19 protein-coding genes are annotated in these 21,078 nt (G+C 69.7%); all 19 read right to left on the bottom strand.

Going from position 1 to position 21,078, the window contains the following annotated elements; genetic code table 11:
- Positions 1–122: 122 nt before the first annotated feature.
- Entirely contained in the window at positions 123–1,565 is a 1,443-nt protein-coding gene (gene atpD, locus AC0680_RS32535) for a F0F1 ATP synthase subunit beta (RefSeq protein ID WP_384434153.1), read from the bottom strand.
- 5 nt (positions 1,566–1,570) lie between these two features.
- Positions 1,571–2,491 carry a F0F1 ATP synthase subunit gamma gene (locus tag AC0680_RS32540; protein WP_384488109.1) on the bottom strand — a complete coding sequence of 307 codons (921 nt, stop codon included), beginning with the start codon at positions 2,489–2,491 and terminating at the stop codon, positions 1,571–1,573.
- Positions 2,492–2,511: 20 nt separating this feature from the next.
- On the bottom strand, positions 2,512–4,104 hold the full coding sequence (gene atpA / locus AC0680_RS32545) for a F0F1 ATP synthase subunit alpha (protein ID WP_384434147.1): 1,593 nt from the start codon (positions 4,102–4,104) through the stop codon (positions 2,512–2,514).
- 213 nt (positions 4,105–4,317) lie between these two features.
- Entirely contained in the window at positions 4,318–5,133 is an 816-nt protein-coding gene (locus tag AC0680_RS32550) for a F0F1 ATP synthase subunit delta (protein ID WP_478635999.1), read from the bottom strand.
- On the bottom strand, positions 5,130–5,678 hold the full coding sequence (locus AC0680_RS32555; protein WP_384434224.1) for a F0F1 ATP synthase subunit B: 549 nt from the start codon (positions 5,676–5,678) through the stop codon (positions 5,130–5,132). Before AC0680_RS32555 ends, AC0680_RS32550 begins: the two co-directional genes overlap by 4 nt.
- A gap of 58 nt (positions 5,679–5,736) precedes the next feature.
- On the bottom strand, positions 5,737–5,988 hold the full coding sequence (atpE, locus tag AC0680_RS32560; RefSeq protein WP_030414140.1) for an ATP synthase F0 subunit C: 252 nt from the start codon (positions 5,986–5,988) through the stop codon (positions 5,737–5,739).
- 77 nt (positions 5,989–6,065) lie between these two features.
- Positions 6,066–6,863, bottom strand: a complete 798-nt coding sequence (gene atpB / locus AC0680_RS32565) for a F0F1 ATP synthase subunit A (RefSeq protein WP_384434221.1) — start codon at positions 6,861–6,863, stop codon at positions 6,066–6,068.
- Positions 6,864–7,142: 279 nt separating this feature from the next.
- Positions 7,143–7,580, bottom strand: a complete 438-nt coding sequence (locus AC0680_RS32570; protein WP_478636003.1) for a hypothetical protein — start codon at positions 7,578–7,580, stop codon at positions 7,143–7,145.
- 288 nt (positions 7,581–7,868) lie between these two features.
- Entirely contained in the window at positions 7,869–9,206 is a 1,338-nt protein-coding gene (locus tag AC0680_RS32575; RefSeq protein WP_478636005.1) for an MraY family glycosyltransferase, read from the bottom strand.
- Between the two features lie 99 nt (positions 9,207–9,305).
- Positions 9,306–10,694 carry a serine hydroxymethyltransferase gene (locus tag AC0680_RS32580; protein ID WP_478636008.1) on the bottom strand — a complete coding sequence of 463 codons (1,389 nt, stop codon included), beginning with the start codon at positions 10,692–10,694 and terminating at the stop codon, positions 9,306–9,308.
- 119 nt (positions 10,695–10,813) lie between these two features.
- Complete coding sequence (locus AC0680_RS32585) at positions 10,814–11,497, bottom strand: arsenate reductase/protein-tyrosine-phosphatase family protein (RefSeq protein ID WP_478636011.1); 684 nt, start codon at positions 11,495–11,497, stop codon at positions 10,814–10,816.
- Positions 11,494–12,141, bottom strand: coding sequence for an L-threonylcarbamoyladenylate synthase (locus tag AC0680_RS32590; RefSeq protein ID WP_393493337.1), 648 nt, complete (start codon positions 12,139–12,141; stop codon positions 11,494–11,496). The genes AC0680_RS32585 and AC0680_RS32590 overlap by 4 nt, the downstream gene beginning before the upstream one ends.
- Positions 12,142–12,211: 70 nt before the next feature.
- Complete coding sequence (gene prmC, locus AC0680_RS32595; RefSeq protein ID WP_384434218.1) at positions 12,212–13,051, bottom strand: peptide chain release factor N(5)-glutamine methyltransferase; 840 nt, start codon at positions 13,049–13,051, stop codon at positions 12,212–12,214.
- Positions 13,052–13,164: 113 nt separating this feature from the next.
- A complete protein-coding gene (gene prfA, locus AC0680_RS32600) occupies positions 13,165–14,244 on the bottom strand; it encodes a peptide chain release factor 1 (protein ID WP_384434128.1) in 1,080 nt (359 codons plus the stop codon).
- 165 nt (positions 14,245–14,409) lie between these two features.
- Entirely contained in the window at positions 14,410–14,631 is a 222-nt protein-coding gene (gene rpmE / locus AC0680_RS32605) for a 50S ribosomal protein L31 (protein ID WP_136742604.1), read from the bottom strand.
- 164 nt (positions 14,632–14,795) lie between these two features.
- Positions 14,796–15,920 (bottom strand): LCP family protein, encoded by a 1,125-nt coding sequence (locus AC0680_RS32610; protein ID WP_478636018.1) that lies wholly within the window; start codon positions 15,918–15,920, stop codon positions 14,796–14,798.
- Between the two features lie 390 nt (positions 15,921–16,310).
- A complete protein-coding gene (gene rho, locus AC0680_RS32615; protein ID WP_478636021.1) occupies positions 16,311–18,353 on the bottom strand; it encodes a transcription termination factor Rho in 2,043 nt (680 codons plus the stop codon).
- Between the two features lie 374 nt (positions 18,354–18,727).
- Complete coding sequence (gene thrB, locus AC0680_RS32620; RefSeq protein WP_478636023.1) at positions 18,728–19,645, bottom strand: homoserine kinase; 918 nt, start codon at positions 19,643–19,645, stop codon at positions 18,728–18,730.
- A 342-nt stretch (positions 19,646–19,987) separates the two neighbouring features.
- Complete coding sequence (gene thrC / locus AC0680_RS32625) at positions 19,988–21,073, bottom strand: threonine synthase (protein WP_468974526.1); 1,086 nt, start codon at positions 21,071–21,073, stop codon at positions 19,988–19,990.
- Positions 21,074–21,078: the final 5 nt, after the last annotated feature.

The following is a 21,078-nucleotide window of genomic DNA, read 5'->3' on the forward strand; positions in this document are numbered from 1 at the left end:
GTACAACCAACCCAAGGTGGCCCCTTGGGTCTCCACCTGCCTGTTGGGGGAGGTTTTGGGTCAAACACCAGTGGTCGCAAGGACGGGGGCCCCCCAGGGCCCCCCCCGATACCGTGCCGGGGTCAGGAGACGCCCAGCTCCTTGGCATTGGCCTTGAGGTCCTCGATGCCACCGCACATGAAGAACGCCTGCTCGGGGAAGTGGTCGTAGTCACCGTCCGCGATCGCGTTGAACGCGGTGATCGACTCGTCGAGCGAGACGTCCGAGCCGTCGACACCGGTGAACTGCTTCGCCACGTGGGTGTTCTGCGACAGGAACCGCTCGATACGACGGGCGCGGTGGACGGTGAGCTTGTCCTCCTCGCCCAGCTCGTCGATACCCAGAATCGCGATGATGTCCTGGAGGTCCTTGTACTTCTGCAGGATCGTCTTGACGCGCGAGGCGCAGTTGTAGTGGTCCTGCGAGATGTAGCGGGGGTCCAGGATCCGGGACGTCGAGTCCAGCGGGTCCACCGCCGGGTAGATGCCCTTCTCCGAGATCGGGCGCGACAGAACGGTGGTCGCGTCCAGGTGGGCGAAGGTGGTGGCCGGCGCCGGGTCGGTCAGGTCGTCCGCGGGGACGTAGATCGCCTGCATCGAGGTGATCGAGTGACCGCGGGTCGAGGTGATGCGCTCCTGCAGCAGACCCATCTCGTCCGCCAGGTTCGGCTGGTAACCCACCGCGGACGGCATACGGCCGAGCAGCGTGGAGACCTCGGAACCCGCCTGGGTGTAGCGGAAGATGTTGTCGATGAAGAAGAGCACGTCCTGCTTCTGCACATCGCGGAAGTACTCCGCCATGGTCAGACCGGCCAGGGCGACGCGCAGACGGGTGCCCGGCGGCTCGTCCATCTGACCGAAGACCAGCGCGGTCTTGTCGATGACGCCGGAGTCCGTCATTTCCTCGATGAGGTCGTTGCCCTCACGGGTGCGCTCGCCGACACCGGCGAACACCGACACACCGTCGTGGTTGTTCGCCACGCGGTAGATCATTTCCTGGATCAGAACGGTCTTGCCGACACCGGCACCACCGAACAGACCGATCTTGCCGCCCTTGACGTACGGGGTCAGCAGGTCGATGACCTTGACGCCGGTCTCGAACATCTCGGTCTTGGACTCGAGCTGGTCGAAGCCGGGGGCCTTGCGGTGGATGGGCCAGCGCTCGGTGACCTCGGCAGCCGCCTCCGGCTTGTTGAGGATCTCACCGAGGGTGTTGAACACCTTGCCCTTGGTGATGTCGCCGACCGGGACGGTGATCCCGGCGCCGGTGTCGGTCACCGCGGCCTGGCGGACCAGCCCGTCGGTGGGCTGCATGGAGATGGCACGGATCAGGCCCTCGCCCAGGTGCTGGGCGACCTCGAGGGTCAGGACCTTCTTGGCGCCGGCCTCGGCCGGGTCGGCGACCTCGACGGTCAGCGCGTTGTAGATCTCCGGCATCGCGTCGACGGGGAACTCCACGTCGACGACCGGGCCGATGACCCGGGCGACGCGGCCCGTTGCCGTGGCCGTTTCAACAGTGGTGGTCATAGTGGTCAGTCACTCCCCGCGGTCGCGTCGGCCAGAGCACTGGCGCCACCGACGATCTCGCTGATTTCCTGGGTGATTTCGGCCTGTCGGGCCGCGTTGGCAAGCCGCGAGAGCGACTTGATGAGCTCTTCTGCGTTGTCGGTCGCCGACTTCATCGCACGCCGCGTGGCGGCGTGCTTGGAGGCGGCGGCCTGCAGGAGCGCGTTGTAGATCCGCGACTCGACGTACCGCGGAAGCAGGGCGTCGAGGACGTCCTCGGCCGACGGCTCGAAGTCGAAGAGCGGAAGGATCTCGCCCTTGGACGACTCCGCCGACTCCGCGGCCGCCTTGTCGAGGGACAGCGGCAGCAGCCGGTCGTCGAGCGCCGTCTGCGTCATCATCGAGATGAACTCGGTGTAGACGATGTGGAGTTCGTCCACGCCGCCCTCGGCGGTGTCCTTCTGGACGGCCTCGATCAGCGGCGCGGCGATCGCCTTGGCGTCCGCGTACGACGGGCTGTCGGTGAAGCCGGTCCACGACTCCACGACCTTGCGCTCGCGGAAGCTGTAGTACGACACCCCCTTGCGCCCGACGATGTACGCGTCGACCTCCTTGCCCTCGGCCTTGAGCCGCTCGGTGAGCTGCTCCGCGGCCTTGATGACGTTGGAGGAGTAGCCGCCGGCCAGACCGCGGTCGCTCGTGATGAGCAGCAGCGCGGCCCGGGACGGCTTCTCCGCCTCGGTCGTCAGCGGGTGCTGGGTGTTCGAGCCCGTGGCAACCGCCGTCACCGCGCGGGTCAGTTCACTCGCGTACGGCGTCGACGCCGCCACCTGGCGCTGCGCCTTGACGACGCGCGAGGCGGCGATCATCTCCATCGCCTTGGTGATCTTCTTGGTCGCGGTGACGGAGCGGATGCGACGCTTGTAGACCCGGAGCTTGGCTCCCATGGATCAGGTCCCTTCCGTCGTCACTTGCTCGTGCCGGCCTGGGCGTCCTCGCCGAGCAGCTTGCCGTCCGAGGTCTCGAACTGCTGCTTGAAGCCGTCGACGGCCTCGGCGATGGCACCGATGGTGTCGTCGGACATCTTGGCGCCCTCGCGGATGCTGGTCAGCAGGTCCTTCTTCTCCCGGTGGAGGTGGTCCAGGAGCTCCCGCTCGAAGCGGCGGATGTCCTCGACCGGCACGTCGTCCATCTTGCCGTTGGTGCCGGCCCAGATGGAGACGACCTGGTCCTCGGTCGCGTACGGGGAGTACTGCGCCTGCTTGAGCAGCTCGGTCATGCGCTTGCCGCGCTCCAGCTGCTGCTTGGAGGCCGCGTCCAGGTCGGAACCGAAGGCGGCGAACGCCTCCAGCTCGCGGTACTGGGCGAGGTCCACGCGGAGCCGGCCGGAGACCTGGCGCATGGCCTTGTGCTGGGCGGAACCACCGACACGGGAGACGGAGATACCGACGTTCAGCGCCGGACGCTGGTTGGCGTTGAAGAGGTCCGACTCCAGGAAGCACTGGCCGTCGGTGATGGAGATGACGTTGGTCGGGATGAACGCCGACACGTCGTTCGCCTTGGTCTCGACGATCGGGAGGCCGGTCATCGAGCCGGCACCCATCTCGTCGGAGAGCTTGGCGCAGCGCTCCAGCAGACGCGAGTGCAGGTAGAAGACGTCGCCCGGGTAGGCCTCACGGCCAGGCGGACGGCGCAGCAGCAGGGACACGGCGCGGTAGGCGTCGGCCTGCTTCGAGAGGTCGTCGAAGATGATCAGGACGTGCTTGCCCTGGTACATCCAGTGCTGGCCGATGGCCGAGCCGGTGTAGGGCGCCAGGTACTTGAAGCCCGCCGGGTCGGACGCCGGGGCGGCGACGATGGTGGTGTACTCCAGGGCGCCGGCCTCCTCCAGCGCACCGCGCACGGACGCGATGGTGGAGCCCTTCTGGCCGATGGCGACGTAGATGCAGCGGACCTGCTTCTTCGGGTCGCCCGAGCGCCAGTTGTCGCGCTGGTTGATGATCGTGTCGACGGCCAGGGCGGTCTTGCCGGTCTGGCGGTCACCAATGATCAGCTGACGCTGGCCGCGGCCGATCGGCACCATCGAGTCGACGGCCTTGTAGCCGGTCTCCATGGGCTCGTGGACCGACTTACGGACCATGACGCCCGGGGCCTGCAGCTCCAGGGCGCGGCGGTCCTCGGACTCGATCTCGCCGAGGCCGTCGATCGGGTTGCCCAGCGGGTCGACGACGCGGCCGAGGTAGCCCTCGCCCACGGCGACCGAGAGCACCTCACCGGTGCGCTGCACCGGCTGGCCCTCCTCGATACCGCTGAACTCACCGAGGACCACTGCACCGATCTCGCGCTCTTCCAGGTTCAGCGCCAGACCGAGCGTGCCGTCCTCGAACTTCAGCAGCTCGTTCGCCATCGCCGAGGGAAGGCCCTCGACCTTCGCGATGCCGTCTCCGGCCTCGCTTACCGTGCCGACCTCCTCGCGCGAGGCCGCGTCCGGCTTGTACGCCTGGACGAAGTTCTCCAGCGCGTCCCGGATCTCCTCCGGCCGGATCGTGAGCTCCGCCATCTGGGTTCCCTGCTCTCCTTGTTGGGCCCGAAGTTACTTGCGGGGGTCTGGGGGATGTCCCCAGGGGGTTTCCGCCTACGGCCCAACTCGGGCCGCCGTCATGCTTGTGCTGGTCCCCGGGGCTTCTTTCCGGACCGCAGCCGGACCTCTCGGTCCGGCCGGCTGGCCCGGCGCCTGGCCGCCGGTTGTGCAGCTCTTGAGTTGGTGGCTGGGTCAGCCGGCCATCCGCCGGGCCGCCTCTTCGAGGCGCTCCGCGATGGTCCCGTTGATGACCTCGTCGCCGATCCGTACCTGGACGCCGCCGAGGACCTCGGGGTCCACGTCGAGGTTCAGGTGGATCTGCCGTCCGTACAGCGAGGACAGGGAGGCGCTCAGCCGCTCCCGCTGCCCGTCGCTGAGGGGCACCGCGGAGGTGACCACCGCGACCATGCGGTCCCGGCGGCTCGCCGCCAGCTTGGAGAGGGCGTCGAGCCCCGCTTCCAGGCTACGGCCCCGCGGCTGTGCGACAAGACGGATCACGATCCGCTCGGTGACCGGGTTGGCCCGGCCGCCCAGCAGCGAACGCAGCAGCTCCGTCTTGGCCGCGACCGTCGCGTTCGGGTCGGTCAGCGCACGACGCAGCTCGCCGTTGGAACCGACGATCCGGCCGAACCGGAACAGCTCGTCCTCGACGTCGTCGAGCCCGCCGGCCCGCTGGGCCGCGACGAGGTCGGCGCTGTAGGCCAGCTCCTCGATCGCGTCCGTCAGGTCGCGCGAGCGCGACCAGCGGGAGCGGACCATGCCGCTGACCAGGTCGAGGGCCGGTCCGCCGATCTGGCTGCCGAGCAGCCGTCCGACCAGTTCGGCCCGCGCCTCGCCGGCCTGCGCCGGGTCGGTCAGGACCCGACGCAGCGACACCTCGCGGTCGAGCAGAGCGGTGACGGCAGCCAGCTCCTCGGCGAGCTTCGCCGCGTCGACGGCAGTGTCGTCCGTCAGCGCGTTGAGCTGCTCGCGTGCGGAGGCGAGTGCCTCGCGGCTCGCTCCGTTCATCGGCCGGCCTCAGCCTTCGTCGTGTCCGACGCCGCCTGGGCCTCGAGCTCGTCGAGGAAGCGGTCGATGGTCCGGCTCTGCCGGGCGTGGTCCTCGAGGGACTCGCCGACGAGCTTGCCGGCCAGCTCGGTGGCGAGCGTGCCAACGTCCTGACGCAGTGCCTGCGCGGCCGCCTTACGGTCCGCCTCGATCTGGGCGTGACCGGCAGCGATGATCTCCTCACGCTGCCGCTGGCCCTCGGCGCGCATCTCAGCAATGAGAGTCGCACCCTGCTCCTGCGCCTCCTGGCGCAGGCGCGCGGCCTCGTGGCGGGCGTCGGCCAGCTGGGCCCGGTAGTCCGCGAGCACCTGCTGGGCCTCGGCCTGAATCGCCTCGGCGTCATCGATCCGGCCTTCGATCAGCTTCCGACGCTCGTCCAGAACCTTGTTGATGGTCGGGAGGAGCTTCTTGGCCAGGATGCCGAAGACGATGAAGAACGCGATCAGGCCGATGACCAGCTCCGGAATCGGCGGGACCAGGGGGTTCTCGGGAACCTCCGCCGCCATGTTCACCAGGGGCTTCACATCAGTGCCTTCCGTCTAAATGGGTGTCGATGTGGTTCGTTTACTTGAAAACGAAGCCCATGACGATGCCGATGAGGGCGAGCGCCTCACAGAAGGCGAAACCCATGATCTGGTTGGTGCGGATCAGGCCGGCGGCCTCGGGCTGACGAGCCAGGGCCTGGGTGCCGTTACCGAAGATGATGCCGACGCCGACGCCGGGGCCGATCGCGGCGAGGCCGTAGCCGATGGCGCTGGCACTGCCGGTGAAGGCGGTCGCGGAGGCGAGGTTGACAGTCTCGAGAGCAGCGGACATGCCGTTACTTCCTTCTCATTTCACGGACCGGTGGGGGTTGGCCACCGGACAGCTGTTGGGGCTGGGAGGCGGGGTGCTCAGTGGTGCTCGGCGAGCGCGCCCTGGACGTAGTTGCAGGCCAGGAGGACGAAGACGTACGCCTGGACAGCCTGGATGAAGAGCTCGAAGGCCGTCATCGCGAGGGTCATGGCGAACGAGGCGCCGGCGTAGACGATGCCGATGCCGTTCAGCAGGTACCAGCTGGCGATGGTGAACATCAGGATCAGCAGGTGGCCGGCGAACATGTTCGCGAAGAGCCGGACCGCGTGGGTGAAGGGCCGGATGATCATGTTCGACAGGAACTCGATGACGACGATCAGCGGCAGCACCCAGCCGAGCGACTTGTCATAGCCCGTGATGTTCTTCAGGCCGCCGACGAATCCGTGCTTCTTGAAGGTCAGGTAGACCCACAGGATGTAGACGATCGCCGCGAGGCCGATGGGGAAGGCGATGACCGACGTCACCGGGAACGCCATGACCGGGATGATCGACCACAGGTTCATGATCCACACGAAGAAGAACAGCGAGACCATCAGGGGGACGTACTTCTCGCCCTCCTTCTTGCCCAGCGCGTCATAGACCAGACCGCGGCGCACGAAGTCGTAGCCCGCCTCGCCGATCATCTGGAGCTTTCCGGGCACGACCTTGGCCTTGCCGAATGCGGCCCAGAAGAACCACACCACGACGACCGTGCTGAGCAGAGCCAGCAGCATCGGCTTGTTGAACTCGAAGCCGCCGATCGTGAAGAGGGGTTCGAATACGAACGAATGAAGACCCGGGGCCTCGAAGCCACACCCCGGAATGAGGAGGTGGCACTCCGTGTTGAAGGCGAGCATCGTTTCAGCACTCACCGCGGGCTCCTTCAGCGTGGCGCATGGGTACGGCAACCTCGTTGTGTCGGCGCGGCGTTGAGCCACGGAGCGGCACTGGACTGGTCTTACGGATTTGGGGGCGGACGGCCGGCGCTGGGCCGGGCCGGATCACAGGCATCGGCCGCGAGAACTGCCCGTTTCCTCGAGTGGAACTCGGGAGCTCAGCCGCCTGCGCCATCTGTGCCGCAGTTGGCACCGGACGATAGCAGGCCCGCATGAGGGCATTTATTTCGGCCCTACGTGTCACGTCGGCGACCCCGCCGTCTCCGCCTTCTTCGCGTCGGCAGAGTCGGGATCCACGTAAAGAATCTTCGCCTTCATATGGCCGCGGGTCTGCGCCGCGATCCACACGAGGGTCGTGCCGAGCAGGGTGAACGCAAATGCCTTGGTGTCGAAGAGGGTTGTGTCCTTGAAGACGATCAGGAAGACCAGCACGAACAGGATCTGCGTCGTGTAGAGCAGCAGCCCCATCATCTGGAACAGATCGGGGAGGTTCTTCGCGGTCTTCTGCAGGACAACCAGGCCCGCTCCCATGACGAGCATCACCAGCGCGGTGCCGACGACGGCGCCGATCGCTCCCTGCGCGCCCGCGACCACGGCGCTCACGACAACGGCGAGGACGCCGATGGCGAGCGTGGGCACAACGGCGTGAAGGAGTAGTCGGGCGTCATTCGACTGCATGGCGGCGCTCCGGCAAGGGGTGGGGGTGTGTCGTCAGGGACGAGCGTAGACCCGGCCTGAGGCGGAACCTGAGGCCCAAGGACAGTCGCACTACGGTCCTTCGGCTCTGTCGCCGGGTTTCGTGAACGGTATCACAAACTATTTGATGAGGTCTTTACCTGGTTCGTGTGGACCCTGTCACACCTGAGCGTGAACCTGCGCGTTGGTGCACTGACGGCTGGCTTTTTGTCTGGTATGGGGTCAACCGCCCCGGTTTTCGATGCCCGTTCGGGCGACCGGACGGCGGGATCAGCGGTGACTCCCCGCCCTCCGGCGATCCACGAAGCGTGATCGGTCGCCGATCGCGGTGGCCCCGTTGATGCCCGCCGGGACCGGCTCGCGCTCCTCCTCCGGCGCGTCGGCGCTCCCGCCGTCCGCCGCCGTCGCCGATGCCGCCGCCGTACGGGTGACCCTGCGGTAGCGGGGCGGAACCATCCGCTCCGCCCAGCGCGGCGCCCGCGGGGTGAAGCGCGGCAGCAGAAGCAGCACCAGGCCCACCGCGCTCAGCAGCACGATGCCCAGCACGATCCACATGCTGGCGTTGTTCGCCGAGTACGCGACCGCGCCGAACGCGATCAGCGCCGACCAGAAGTACATGATCAGCACGGCCCGGCTGTGCGAGTGCCCGATCTCCAGCAGCCGGTGGTGCAGATGCCCGCGGTCGGCCGCGAACGGCGACTGCCCCTTCCACGTACGGCGCACGATCGCCAGGATCAGGTCGGCGACCGGCACCGCGATGACCGTCAGCGGAAGCAGCAGCGGGATGTAGACCGGCACCATCGCGTGGGTGGCCTCGCGCAGACCGCCCGCCTTCAGGTTGAGCAGATCCGGGTCGACCTGGCCGGTCACCGAGACCGCGCCGGCCGCCATGACCAGGCCGATCAGCATCGACCCCGAGTCGCCCATGAAGATCCGCGCCGGGTGCATGTTGTGCGGCAGGAAGCCCAGGCACATGCCCATCAGAACGACCGAGAACAGCGTTGCGGGTGCGGCCGCCTCGATGCCGTAGCCGAACCACATCCGGTACGCGTACATGAAGAACGCCGCGGCGGCGATGCACACCATGCCCGAGGCCAGGCCGTCCAGACCGTCCACGAAGTTCACCGCGTTGATGGTGATCACCACCAGCGCGACGGTCAGCAGCGTGCCCTGCATCGGGGTCAGCGAGACCGTGCCGACACCCGGGATCGGGATCCACAGGATCGTCAGGCCCTGCAGCACCATCACACCCGCGGCGATCATCTGGCCGCCGAGCTTGACCAGCGCGTCCACGCCCCACTTGTCGTCCAGCACGCCGAGGATCCAGATCAGCGCCGCGCCCGACAGCAGCGCCCGCGGCTCGTTGGAGTTCTCGAAGACGCTCTTGAGGTTGGTCAGGTGCGAGGCGACCAGCAGGCCGGCGCACAACCCGCCGAACATCGCGATGCCGCCGAGCCGCGGTGTCGGCTCGCGGTGCACATCGCGCGCACGGATCTCCGGCATCGCACCGGCCGCGATCGCGAACTTCCGCACCGGCCCGGTCAGCAGGTAGGTGACCGCGGCCGTGACGCACAGCGTCAGCAGGTATTCACGCACGGGCTGCCCCATTGGTATAGCTGGCCATCACAGCCCCACACCCTATGCGTGTCCGCCCCCTGGCCGTGAATACAGGAGAAGACGTCACGCGTCAGCGGACGGTTCCCGCCATCATCCGTGATCGGGATAAGGCGGAAAGCCCCGGACCAATGCGACGGTCCTGGAGCGGGCCCCGCCGTCCTCCCACAGCGCCGCCACGATCAGCTCCGCGACCTGCCGCATCTCGGCCTCGCCCATCCCCTGGGTCGTCACCGCGGCGGTGCCCAGCCGCAGCCCGGTCCGGCGTGTCGAGGGCGTATCGGCGCAGGGCAGCGCGCAGGTGTCCAGCACGATCCCGGCGGCCGCCAGCCGGCCCCGGGCGGTGCGGGCGTCCAGGTCCAGGGGCGTGGTGTCGGCGGTGATCAGATGGGTGTCGGTACCGCCGGTGGTGATCGCCAGGCCCTGCTCGGCCAGCGCCCCGGCGAGCGCCCGGGCATTGGCGACGACCTGGCGGGTGTACCCGGCGAAGGCGGGCGTGGCGGCCTCCGCGAAGGCGACGGCCTTGGCGGCGATCGCGTTCATCTGTGCACCCCCTTGAGTGAAGGGGAACACCGCGCGGTCGATCCGTTCGGCCAGCTTCGCCCCGCACAGGATCAGCCCGCCGCGCGGCCCGCGCAGCACCTTGTGCGTGGTGCCGCACACCACATGCGCGTACGGGACCGGGCTGGGCGCCGCTCCCCCGGCGATCAGCCCGAGCGGGTGCGCGACGTCCGCGATCAGATACGCGCCGGTCTCGTCGGCGATGTCGCGGAAGGCGGCGTAGTCGATGTGCCGGGGGTAGGAGATCGAGCCGCAGACGATCGCCTTGGGGCGGCGGGCGCGGGCCAGCTCGCGGATCACGTCGTAGTCCAGCAGCCCGGTCTCCTCGTCGAGGCCGTACCCCGCGAAGTCGAACCAGCGGCCGGAGAAGTTCGCGGGCGATCCGTGGGTGAGGTGTCCGCCGTGCGGCAGGGACAGGGCCAGGACGGTGTCTCCCGGGCGCAGCAGGGCGGCGTAGGCGGCCAGTACGGCCGAAGACCCGGAGTGGGCCTGGACGTTGGCGTGTTCGGCGCCGAAAAGGGCCTTGGCGCGCTCCACCGCGATCCGCTCGGCGAGGTCGACGATCTCGCAGCCGCCGTGGTGCCGGGCGCCCGGATAGCCCTCGGCGTACTTGTTGCCCAGCGGGGAGCCGAGGGCGGCGAGGACGGCCGGTGAGGTGAAGTTCTCCGCGGCGATCAGCTGCAGCCCGTCGCTCTGCCGGGCGCTCTCACCGAGCAGTACGCCGGCGATCTCGGGGTCCTGGCTCAGCAGCGCGGCGAAGTCCGGCGCGCCGGCCGGGTGGGTGACTCCCTCACGGGCCGCGGCCCGGGCCCGCTCCTCGGCCGCCTGGGCCCCGCCGGCACCGGGGCCGGCGGCGGGCTCGGCCGCCGGCGCACGACCGGCCGGGGACTCGCTGCGGGGTGACGCGGTGGTAGCGGGCATCGCTGGCTCCGGGCCTCGTACGGGGACGTAGTCCCAATGTAGGCGCGGCACGGCGATCGGGCGCGGTGTGCGGTCACGTCGGGGCCGCTGCGGGCCCGGCATCCGCGCCCAAGGACCTGCTACGCCCGTGCGGGGACTCCCGTCAGGGCGGTGACGACCGGGTCCAGCGCCTGGTTGATCTCGTCGCCGATGGAGCGGAAGAAGGTGATGGGGGCGCCGTAGGGGTCGTAGACCTCGTCGGACTCCGGGGTGGGCGCCAGCAGCCAGCCGCGCAGCGCGGCGGCGGCGCCGACCAGCGCACGGGCCCGCTCGACCAGCCCGCCGTCCGGGAGGTCCGGGTCGGGCTCGGGCAGCGTGGCGGGATCTATCGCCCGCACCAGCCGGTTGAACTCCTTGAGCGTGAAGGTGCGCAGTCCCGCGGAGTGGCCCATCGAGATCACCTGCGCGCGGTGGTCGCGGGTGGCGGTGAGCACCAGGTCGGCACGGATGACGTGCTCGTCGAGCAGCTCCCGGCCGATGAAGCCGGCCGGGTCCGCGCCGTAGTCCGCCAGCACCGTGGCGGCGTGCGCCTCCATGGGGGCGCCTTCATGGCCCCAGGTGCCGGCGCTCTCGACGACCAGACCGCCGCTGTGGGCCCCGCCGAGGCGCAGTTCCAGGGCATGGCGGTGCAGCCGCTCGGTGATCGGCGAGCGGCAGACGTTGCCGGTGCTGACGTGGAGGATCCGGAAGGGGGGTGAGGGGGGTACCGGAGGGTGGGTGTCGCCGCCTGGTCCCGCTATGCCACGCCCCAGGGGCGCCATCAATTGGCCACCTCGAGCTCGGGTACCACCTTGCGCAGCTCGTCCGCGCTGATCGCGCCCTCGCGCAGCAGCACCGGGACCTTGCCGGTGACGTCGACGATCGAGGACGGTACGGCGGCGGGCGTGGGGCCGCCGTCGAGGTAGACGGAGACCGAGTCGCCCAGCATCTCCTGTGCGGCGTCGCAGTCCTGCGGGGACGGGTGGCCGGTGAGGTTGGCGCTGGAGACGGCCATCGGGCCGAATTCGGTGAGCAGCTCGATCGCGACGGGGTGCAGCGGCATCCGCACCGCGACCGTGCCGTGGGTCTCGCCCAGGTCCCAGGTCAGCGACGGCTGGTGCCGGGCGACGAGGGTGAGCGCGCCGGGCCAGAAGGCGTCGACCAGCTCCCAGGCCTGCTCGGAGAAGTCGGTGACCAGCCCGTGCAGGGTGTTGGGGGACCCGACGAGGACCGGGGAGGGCATGCCGCGGCCGCGGCCCTTGGCCTCCAGCAGGTCGCCGACGGCCTCCGCGCTGAAGGCGTCCGCGCCGACCCCGTACACGGTGTCGGTCGGCAGCACGACCAGCTCACCGCGGCGGACGGCCGAGGCGGCTTCGCGCAGACCGGTCGCGCGGTCCGTGGCGTCGCTGCAGTCGTATCGCCGTGCCATTACGGGACCTCCTCGTGCGGAACGAATACATCGGATGCGTCGGCTGCATCAGGCGTCAAGGCGGGACGCGTCATGGCGTCGCCCGGCGTGCGGTGGCGAAGCGGGGCCTGTTGTTGAGGTCGGGGTGGTCGGCCGCGTCGGCCCAGCCCCGCTCCTCGGTGAAGATCCACGGCACTTGTCCGCCCTGGGTGTCGGCGTGCTCGATGACGACCAGGCCACCGGGCCGCAGCAGGCGGTGTGCGGTCCGCTCGATGCCACGGATGGTGTCCAGGCCGTCCTGGCCCGAGAACAGCGCCAGCTCCGGGTCGTGGTCGCGGGCCTCGGGGGCGACGTACTCCCACTCGGTCAGCGGGATGTACGGCGGGTTGGAGACGACCAGGTCGACCTGCCCGTCCAGTTCGGGAAGCGCGGTCAGCGCGTCGCCGTGATGGAGAACGACGCGGGACCCCTCGACGTTCTTGCGGGCGTACTCCAGGGCCTCTTCGGACAGCTCCACGGCGTGCACCCGCGAGCGCGGCACCTCCTGCGCGAGCGCCAGGGCGATCGCCCCGGAGCCGGTGCACAGGTCGACGATCAGCGGCTCGACGACGTCCATGGCCCGTACCGCGTCTATCGCCCAGCCGACCACCGACTCGGTCTCCGGCCGGGGCACGAAGACCCCCGGCCCGACGTGGAGTTCGAGGTACCGGAAGAACGCCCGGCCGGTGATGTGCTGGAGCGGCTCACGTGCCTCGCGGCGGGCGATCGCCTCCCAGTAGCGGGCGTCGAAGTCCGCGTCGGGGACGGTGTGCAGCTGGCTCCGCTTGACGCCGTGCACATGCGCGGCGAGCTCCTCGGCGTCGAAGCGCGGCGAGGGCACGCCGGCGTCGGCCAGCCGCTGGGTGGCCTGCGCCACCTCGGCGAGCAGCAGAGACCGGGGGCTCGGCCCGCGGCGGGGCCGCTGGGGGTCGCTGTGCCCCCCGGGGGATTGCTGCACTGGGGTCCTCCAGCCGGTTCGTGCAGGGTCTTACGGGTGGTGCCGCCTTACTGGGCGGCGGCGAGCTTTGCGGCCGAGTCGGCGTCGACGCACGCCTGGATGACCGGGTCGAGTTCGCCGTCGAGCACCTGGTCCAAGTTGTACGCCTTGAAGCCGACGCGGTGGTCCGAGATGCGGTTTTCCGGGAAGTTGTACGTGCGGATCCGCTCGGAGCGGTCGACCGTGCGGACCTGGCTGCGCCGGGCGTCGGACGCCTCGCGCTCGGCCTCTTCCTGGGCGGCGGCCAGCAGCCGGGAGCGCAGGATGCGCATCGCCTGCTCCTTGTTCTGCAGCTGGCTCTTCTCGTTCTGGCAGGAGACGACGATGCCGGTGGGCAGGTGGGTGATGCGCACCGCGGAGTCGGTGGTGTTGACGGACTGGCCGCCGGGGCCCGAGGAGCGGTAGACGTCGATCCGCAGGTCGTTGGCGATGATCTCGACCTCGACCTCCTCGGCCTCGGGCGTGACCAGCACGCCGGCGGCGGAGGTGTGGATCCGGCCCTGCGACTCGGTGGCGGGCACCCGCTGGACGCGGTGCACCCCGCCCTCGTACTTCAGCCGCGCCCAGACGCCCTGTCCGGGCTCGGTGGCACCGCCGCCGCCCTTGGTCTTCACGGCGACCTGGACGTCCTTGTAGCCGCCGAGGTCGGACTCGTTGGCGTCCAGGATCTCGGTCTTCCAGCCGACCCGCTCGGCGTAGCGCAGGTACATCCGCAGCAGGTCGCCGGCGAACAGCGCGGACTCCTCGCCGCCCTCGCCGGCCTTGACCTCGAGGATGACGTCCTTGTCGTCGCTGGGGTCGCGCGGGACGAGCAGCAGCCGCAGCTTCTCGGTCAGCTCCTCGCGCCGGGCGTCGAGCTCCTTGACCTCGTCGGCGAAGTCCGGGTCGTCCACGGCGAGTTCGCGCGCGGTGTCGATGTCCTCGCCGGTCTGCTTCCAGTCGCGGTACGTCGCGATGATCGGGGTCAGCTCGGCGTAGCGCTTGTTGAGTCGCATGGCCTCGCGCTGGTCGGCGTGGACCGCGGGGTCGGCCAGCCGCTTCTCGAGATCGGCGTGCTCGCCGATCAGTTCTTCGACCGCCTCGAACATCGTGGGTTCCTCTGCTGGCTGGTGGCTGTGTCTCCCGGGGACTGCTGCTGCGGCTTCGCCGCGCCGCCCCCGGACCCCCGGCCGGACGGCTGGGACGACGAAACAAAGACGCCGGTCCGGTCACCCCAGGACAGGGGCGACCGGATACCGGCGCCTTGAGAGTCGCTACTTCTTGGCAGCGGCGGCCTTGCCGAAGCGGGCCTCGAAGCGGGCCACGCGACCGCCCGTGTCCATGATCTTCTGCTTGCCGGTGTAGAACGGGTGGCACTCGGAGCAGATGTCGGCGCGGATGCTGCCGCCGGCAACGGTGCTACGGGTGGTGAAGGACGCGCCACAGGTGCAGCTGACCTGGGTCTCGACGTACTCCGGGTGGATGTCGCGCTTCAAGGGATTCTCCTAGGTTTGGGAGTGCACCGGGTCGTGTCGCGGGTTACGTCACGTGAACCGGGGCCGACGGTCCAGTCTGCCAGGACTAGCCGTATCTCCCAAAACCGGGGTACGTGCCCGGCTATTCCCCGGCCGCTCCCGGGCCCCTCGAACGGCCCGTGCGGCTACTTCACGTAGTTGTCCGTGCCGCCCTTGTCGCCGGCCGAGCCCTTGATCGCGGACTTGGGGATGTCCCGGTCCTGCCGCAGCGCGTCCCAGACCTGCTTGCCCTGCTTGGTCAGCGGCACCACGCGGTCGGGATTGGCGGTGTCGTACGTCACCGGCAGCGTCACCATGTCGATGCTCTCGGACCCGATGGAGCCCAGGCTCTTGGCCAGCCCGGTCAGCTCACCGACCGAGTTGAGGTCGGTGTCGGTGGTGATGGCCTTGGTGGCCGTGTCGGCGACGTCGTAGAGCTTGGCGGGGTTGGTGAGCAGGCCGACGTTCTTGACCTGGTTCATCAGGGCCTTGAGGAACGTCTGCTGCAGCTGGATGCGGCCCAGGTCGCTGCCGTCGCCGCCGGGCACACCGTGCCGGGTGCGGACCAGGCCGAGCGACTTCTCGCCGTCGAGGGTGTGCTTGCCGGGCTGCAGATGCAGATGGCTGCTGTTGTCGTCGATCGCCTTGCTGGTGGTGATCTCCACCCCGCCCAGCGCGTCGATGAGCTTCTTGAAGCCGGTGAAGTCGACCTCGATGAAGTGGTCCATCCGGATCCCGCTGATCGACTCGACGGTCTTGACGGCGCAGGCCGGTCCGCCGACCTCGAACGCGGTGTTGAACATCGCCCGCTGCTCACCGGGGACGGTCTTGCCGTCCTTGGTGCTGCACTGGGGCCGCTCGATCAGGGTGTCGCGGGGGATGCTGACGACGCTGGCCTTCTTGTGGCCCTTGTAGACGTGGACGACCATCGCGGTGTCGGAGCGGGCGCCGCCCTCGTCCCTGCCGTAGTCGCCGTTCTTGCCGGCGCGGGAGTCGGAGCCCATGACGAGGATGTCCATCGATCCGTCGTCGACGTTCTTGGGCCGGTCGTGGCCCAGGGCGGCGTTGATGTCGACGCCCTTGAGGTTGCCGTTGAGCTTGAAGTAGACGTATCCGAGTCCGGCGCCACCGAGCAGTACGGCGCTGGTCAGCGCGCACAGCGAGATGGTCAGTACCCGGCGGCGCCGGCTGGGCGCCTTGCGCCGGCGGCCCGTGGCACGTATGCCGCGAGCGCGGCTTTCGGCCGTCGCGGTCCCGTTGCTGTCCGCCATCTGCTCCTCAGTCCTTGGTCGCTCGGCTACCCCTCGCCGCCGCCGTGCTGCGTGCTGTCACGGCCCGTTGCTCCTTGTCAGACGGGAGGTCGACGGGAAGGGTTGCACAGCGTTCGGTGAGCGAATTCTTAGAAAATCGCCGGGGCGCTCACGGACGGGGCGCGATGGCCGCCCCTCTCACCTGGCCTTTCGTCCTGTTTTCGGCCATGGCTGAAACGTTGCCTCGGGAGCGGATCTGTGCCGAAGGTCTCAGGCGGGGCCTGCGCGCGGGCCCCCGGACGCGACGCGGCTCACAGATCACCGGCCGCGGCGCACGCCGTACGGGGCACCCAGCACACAGCCCCCCTCACCCGTATGGGCGAGGGGGGCTGTGGCTACGGCGCCAGGGCGTCAGTCGTTGCCGTTGCCCGCGGTCGGCGTCGTCTTCTGGATCTGCAGCAGGAACTCCGCGTTGGACTTGGTCTGCTTCATCTTGTCCAGCAGCAGCTCGATCGCCTGCTGCTGGTCCAGGGCGTGCAGCACCCGGCGCAGCTTCCAGACGATGGCCAGCTCGTCGCTGCCCATGAGGATCTCTTCCTTACGGGTGCCGGACGCGTCCACGTCCACCGCCGGGAAGATCCGCTTGTCGGCGAGCTTGCGGTCGAGCTTGAGCTCCAGGTTGCCGGTGCCCTTGAACTCCTCGAAGATCACCTCGTCCATCCGCGAGCCGGTGTCGACCAGCGCGGTGGCCAGGATGGTCAGCGAACCGCCGTCCTCGATGTTGCGCGCGGCACCGAAGAAGCGCTTCGGCGGGTAGAGCGCGGTCGAGTCGACACCACCGGACAGGATGCGGCCGGAGGCGGGAGCCGCGAGGTTGTACGCACGGCCCAGACGGGTGATCGAGTCCAGCAGCACGACCACGTCGTGGCCCAGCTCCACCAGGCGCTTGGCGCGCTCGATGGCGAGCTCGGCGACGGTGGTGTGGTCCTCGGCCGGGCGGTCGAAGGTCGAGGAGATGACCTCGCCCTTGACCGACCGCTGCATGTCGGTGACCTCTTCGGGACGCTCGTCGACCAGGACGACCATCAGGTGGCACTCGGGGTTGTTGCGGGTGATCGCGTTGGCGACCGCCTGCATGATCATGGTCTTGCCGGTCTTCGGCGGGGCCACGATCAGACCGCGCTGGCCCTTGCCGATCGGCGCGACCAGGTCGATGATCCGGGTCGTCAGACCGCCCGACTCGCCCTCCAGGCGCAGTCGCTCCTGCGGGTAGAGGGGCGTCAGCTTCCCGAACTCCGGCCGTCCGCGGCCCTGTTCGGGCGCCACGCTGTTGACCGTGTCGAGCCGGACCAGCGCGTTGAACTTCTCGCGCCGCTCGCCGTCCTTGGGCTGGCGGACCGCGCCGGTGACGTGGTCGCCCTTGCGCAGGCCGTTCTTGCGGACCTGGGCGAGCGAGACGTAGACGTCGTTCGGGCCGGGGAGGTAGCCGGAGGTACGGATGAACGCGTAGTTGTCGAGGATGTCCAGGATGCCCGCGACCGGGATCAGGACGTCGTCCTCGGACACCTGCGGCTCGTTGCCGAAGTCCTCGCGGCCACCACGGCGGCCCCGGCGGTCGCGGTAGCGGCCGCGACGGCCCCGGCGGCCGCCCTCGAAGTCGTCGTCGTCGTCCCGGCGGTCCCGCTGGCGCTGGCCGCCCTGACCGCCCTGGCCGCCGTCGCCGGCGTCGCCCTTGCGGCCTCGGTCGCCACGGTCACCGCGGTCGCCGCGGTCGCCACGGTCACGCTGGCGCCGCTCGCCGCGCTCGCCCTTCTGCCCGCGGTCCTGGCGGTCGCCCTTGCCGGGCCGGCCCTCGCCGGTCTCCTGCGGGGCCACCGCGGTCTCGGTCTTGGCGTCCGCCTTGAGCTCGGTCTTCGCCTCGACCTTGGTGTCGGTCTTGACGTCGCCCGCGGTCTCGGGGCTGCCCGCGGCGGCGGTCGCCCGGCGCCGGCGGCGCTCGCCGGCCGGCTGCTCGTCGCTGACCGGCTGACCGGGGATGTCGATCTGCTGCTGGGCGCCGGCCTTGTCCGCGGCCTTGTCGGCCTTGGCGCCCCGCTCGGCCTTGTCCGCCTTGGCGGCGGGCTCCGCGCCGTCGTCGCCGGTGCGTGCCTTGGAGGTCGTACGGCGCTTGGGCTTGGTCTCGGTGTCGGCGGGCGCGTCGGCCTTGGCGCCGGCGCCCGAGCCGCCGGCCTGCCTCTCCTTGATGACCTCGATCAGCTGGCTCTTGCGCATCCGCGCGGTGCCCTTGATACCGAGGCCGGAGGCGACCTGCTGCAGCTCTGCCAGGACCATGCCGTCAAGGCCGGTGCCGGAACGGCGGCGCCGCGTGGTGGCAGGCGCGGCGGGAGCGTCCGTGGCGGGCGTGGTGGCACTGCCATCGGTGCGCGCGCCCATCAGATCGGTGGTGTCGCTCACGAAGGGTCCTTCCCTGGAGCGGGCGTCGGCCTGTCTGGCTCGGCGACCGGTTGTGCTGTCCGGCTGGGTCCTTGGTCTCGTGGACTGGGCCGGGGCGGTGGTCCCGCCGGAAGTGGCGGAGAAATCGATTCATTGGTTCCGGCGCGATGAGATGCAGAGTGACTCATGTCGTCACGCCGATTCCGGAGCAAGCTCGCTTCTGCTCAGGCAACTGCTCCAAGCAGTTTGGGAGGCTCCCGGAAGAAAGGTGGTCCCGAATGGGGACACGAAGCACAGCGCCACTGCGGCGTCTCGTACTCACTTGAGGTTAACACTACCGGATCCAACAAACATTCCCCCTCTCCAAGACCGGCAATCGTCGATCACCCGTGTGATCACCCGGCGAGCGGCAGCACACAGGCCCCTGCCGCGTCGAGGGTCAGCCGGTTGGCCGCCCACCCCTCACCCGCCAGCGCCGCGACCTTCTCGGCCGCCGCTTCCTCGACCAGCGCGAGCACCGTGGGGCCCGCACCGGACACGACTGCAGGGACGCCGTCCGCGCGCAGTCGGTTCACCAGGGCCACGCTCTCCGGCATCGCGGGGGCGCGGTACTCCTGGTGGAGTCGGTCCTCGGTCGCGGCCAGCAGCAGCTCGGGGCGCCTGGTCAGGGCCTCGACGAGCAGTGCGGCGCGGCCGGCGTTCGCCGCGGCGTCCACATGCGGGACGGTACGCGGCAGCAGTCCGCGGGCGGTCTCGGTGAGCACCGGTTTCCCGGGCACGAAGACCACCGGAACGATGGAATCGGCGGGATCCATCCGGATCGCCCGCGCGGTTCCGGTGTCCATCCAGGCGAGCGTGAAGCCGCCCAGCAGGCATGCGGCGACGTTGTCGGGGTGGCCCTCGATCTCGGTGGCCAGCTCCAGCAGCGCGGTGTCGTCGAGCTTCTGCTCGCCGCCTATGGTCACGGCGCGGGCGGCGACGATGCCCGCGCAGATGGCGGCCGAGGAGGAGCCCAGGCCGCGGCCGTGCGGGATGCGGTTGGCGCAGACGATCTCCAGGCCGCGCGGCTGGCCGCCGAGCAGCTCGAAGGCGGCGCGCATCGACCGTACGAGCAGGTGGCTCTCGTCGCGCGGCAGGGTGTCGGCGCCCTCACCTGCGATGTCGATGTGCAGCCCGGAGTCGGCCACCCGCACCACGACGTCGTCGTACAGGCCCAGGGAAAGACCCAGGGCGTCGAAGCCGGGACCGAGATTGGCGCTGGTAGCGGGGGTGCGCACCCGGACGGCGGCGGCGCGGAACGCGGGACCGGCCATCGCTCGATGACTCTCCTTGATTGATGCTGCGGTACTGCCCCGGAGCGCCGCGGCACCGAGATGCCCGGCCGGCTCATGGGGACTGTTCTGACCTGCCCTGAACACCACTGCGTTATGCCGTGGGGAGGGGAGTTGGCTGCCAGCCTATCGAAGGAAGGTTCTGTCGCGACATAGGGCGCACAGGAGGCGCACGATGCGTGTCGCGCGCCTTCCTGCGCCCCGGCACTGCCTTCGCCGGGCTTTGCAGCCTTTGCACAATTTGCAATGTGTGGGGTGACGGGACGCCGAGCGCCCCGTCACCGGGTGCCGTATGCGCAGGTCAGCGCCGTACGGCGGGAGGTGCTACGCGAGGCCGAGCCGCTCGGCCGCGGCGTCCGCGTCGATCGGGACCGTCACCGGCTGCGGCGCTCCGGCCACCGCCCAGTCCGGGTCCTTGAGGCCGTTGCCGGTCACCGTGCAGACGATGCGCTGGCCGGGGTCGACCTTGCCCTCCTCGGCGGCCTTGAGCAGGCCGGCGACGGACGCGGCCGAGGCGGGCTCCACGAAGACGCCCTCCTGTGCGGCCAACAGGCGGTAGGCGGCCAGGATTTGACGGTCGGTCACGTCGTCGATGAAGCCGCCGGACTCGTCCCGGGCGCGCTCGGCGTTCGCCCACGAGGCGGGGTTGCCGATGCGGATCGCGGTGGCGATGGTGTGCGGGTCCTTGACGACCTCACCGCGCACGATCGGCGCACTGCCGGAGGCCTGGAAGCCCCACATGCGCGGGGTGCGGCTGGCGATGCCGTCGGCCGCGTACTCCTGGTAGCCCTTCCAGTACGCCGTGATGTTGCCGGCGTTGCCGACGGGCAGCACATGGATGTCGGGTGCGTCGGCGAGCATGTCGACGATTTCGAAGGCGGCGGTCTTCTGCCCCTCGATGCGCACCGGGTTCACGGAGTTCACAAGTGCGACCGGGTAGTTCTCGGACAGGCCCCGGGCGAGCGTGAGGCAGTCGTCGAAATTCCCGTCGATCTGCAGGATCTTCGCGCCGTGCACCAGCGCCTGACCCATCTTGCCGAGCGCGATCTTGCCCTGCGGGACGAGCACCGCGCAGACCATCCCGGCCCGGACCGCGTAGGCGGCGGCCGAGGCGGAGGTGTTGCCGGTGGAGGCGCAGATGACGGCCTTGGCGCCCTCCTCCTTGGCGCGCGTGATGGCCATCGTCATGCCCCGGTCCTTGAAGGAGCCGGTGGGGTTGGCACCCTCGACCTTGAGGTGGACCTCACAGCCCGTGCGCTCGGAGAGCACCTGGGCCGGTACGAGGGGCGTGCCGCCCTCCCGGAGGGTGACGACCTCGGTCGTGTCACTGACCGGAAGCCGGTCACGGTATTCCTCGATGATTCCGCGCCACTGACTGCTTGTCTTGGTCACGGTGGAATTGGCAGACATGGGTT

The sequence above is a fragment of the Streptomyces sp. NPDC043738 genome (assembly GCF_056436545.1).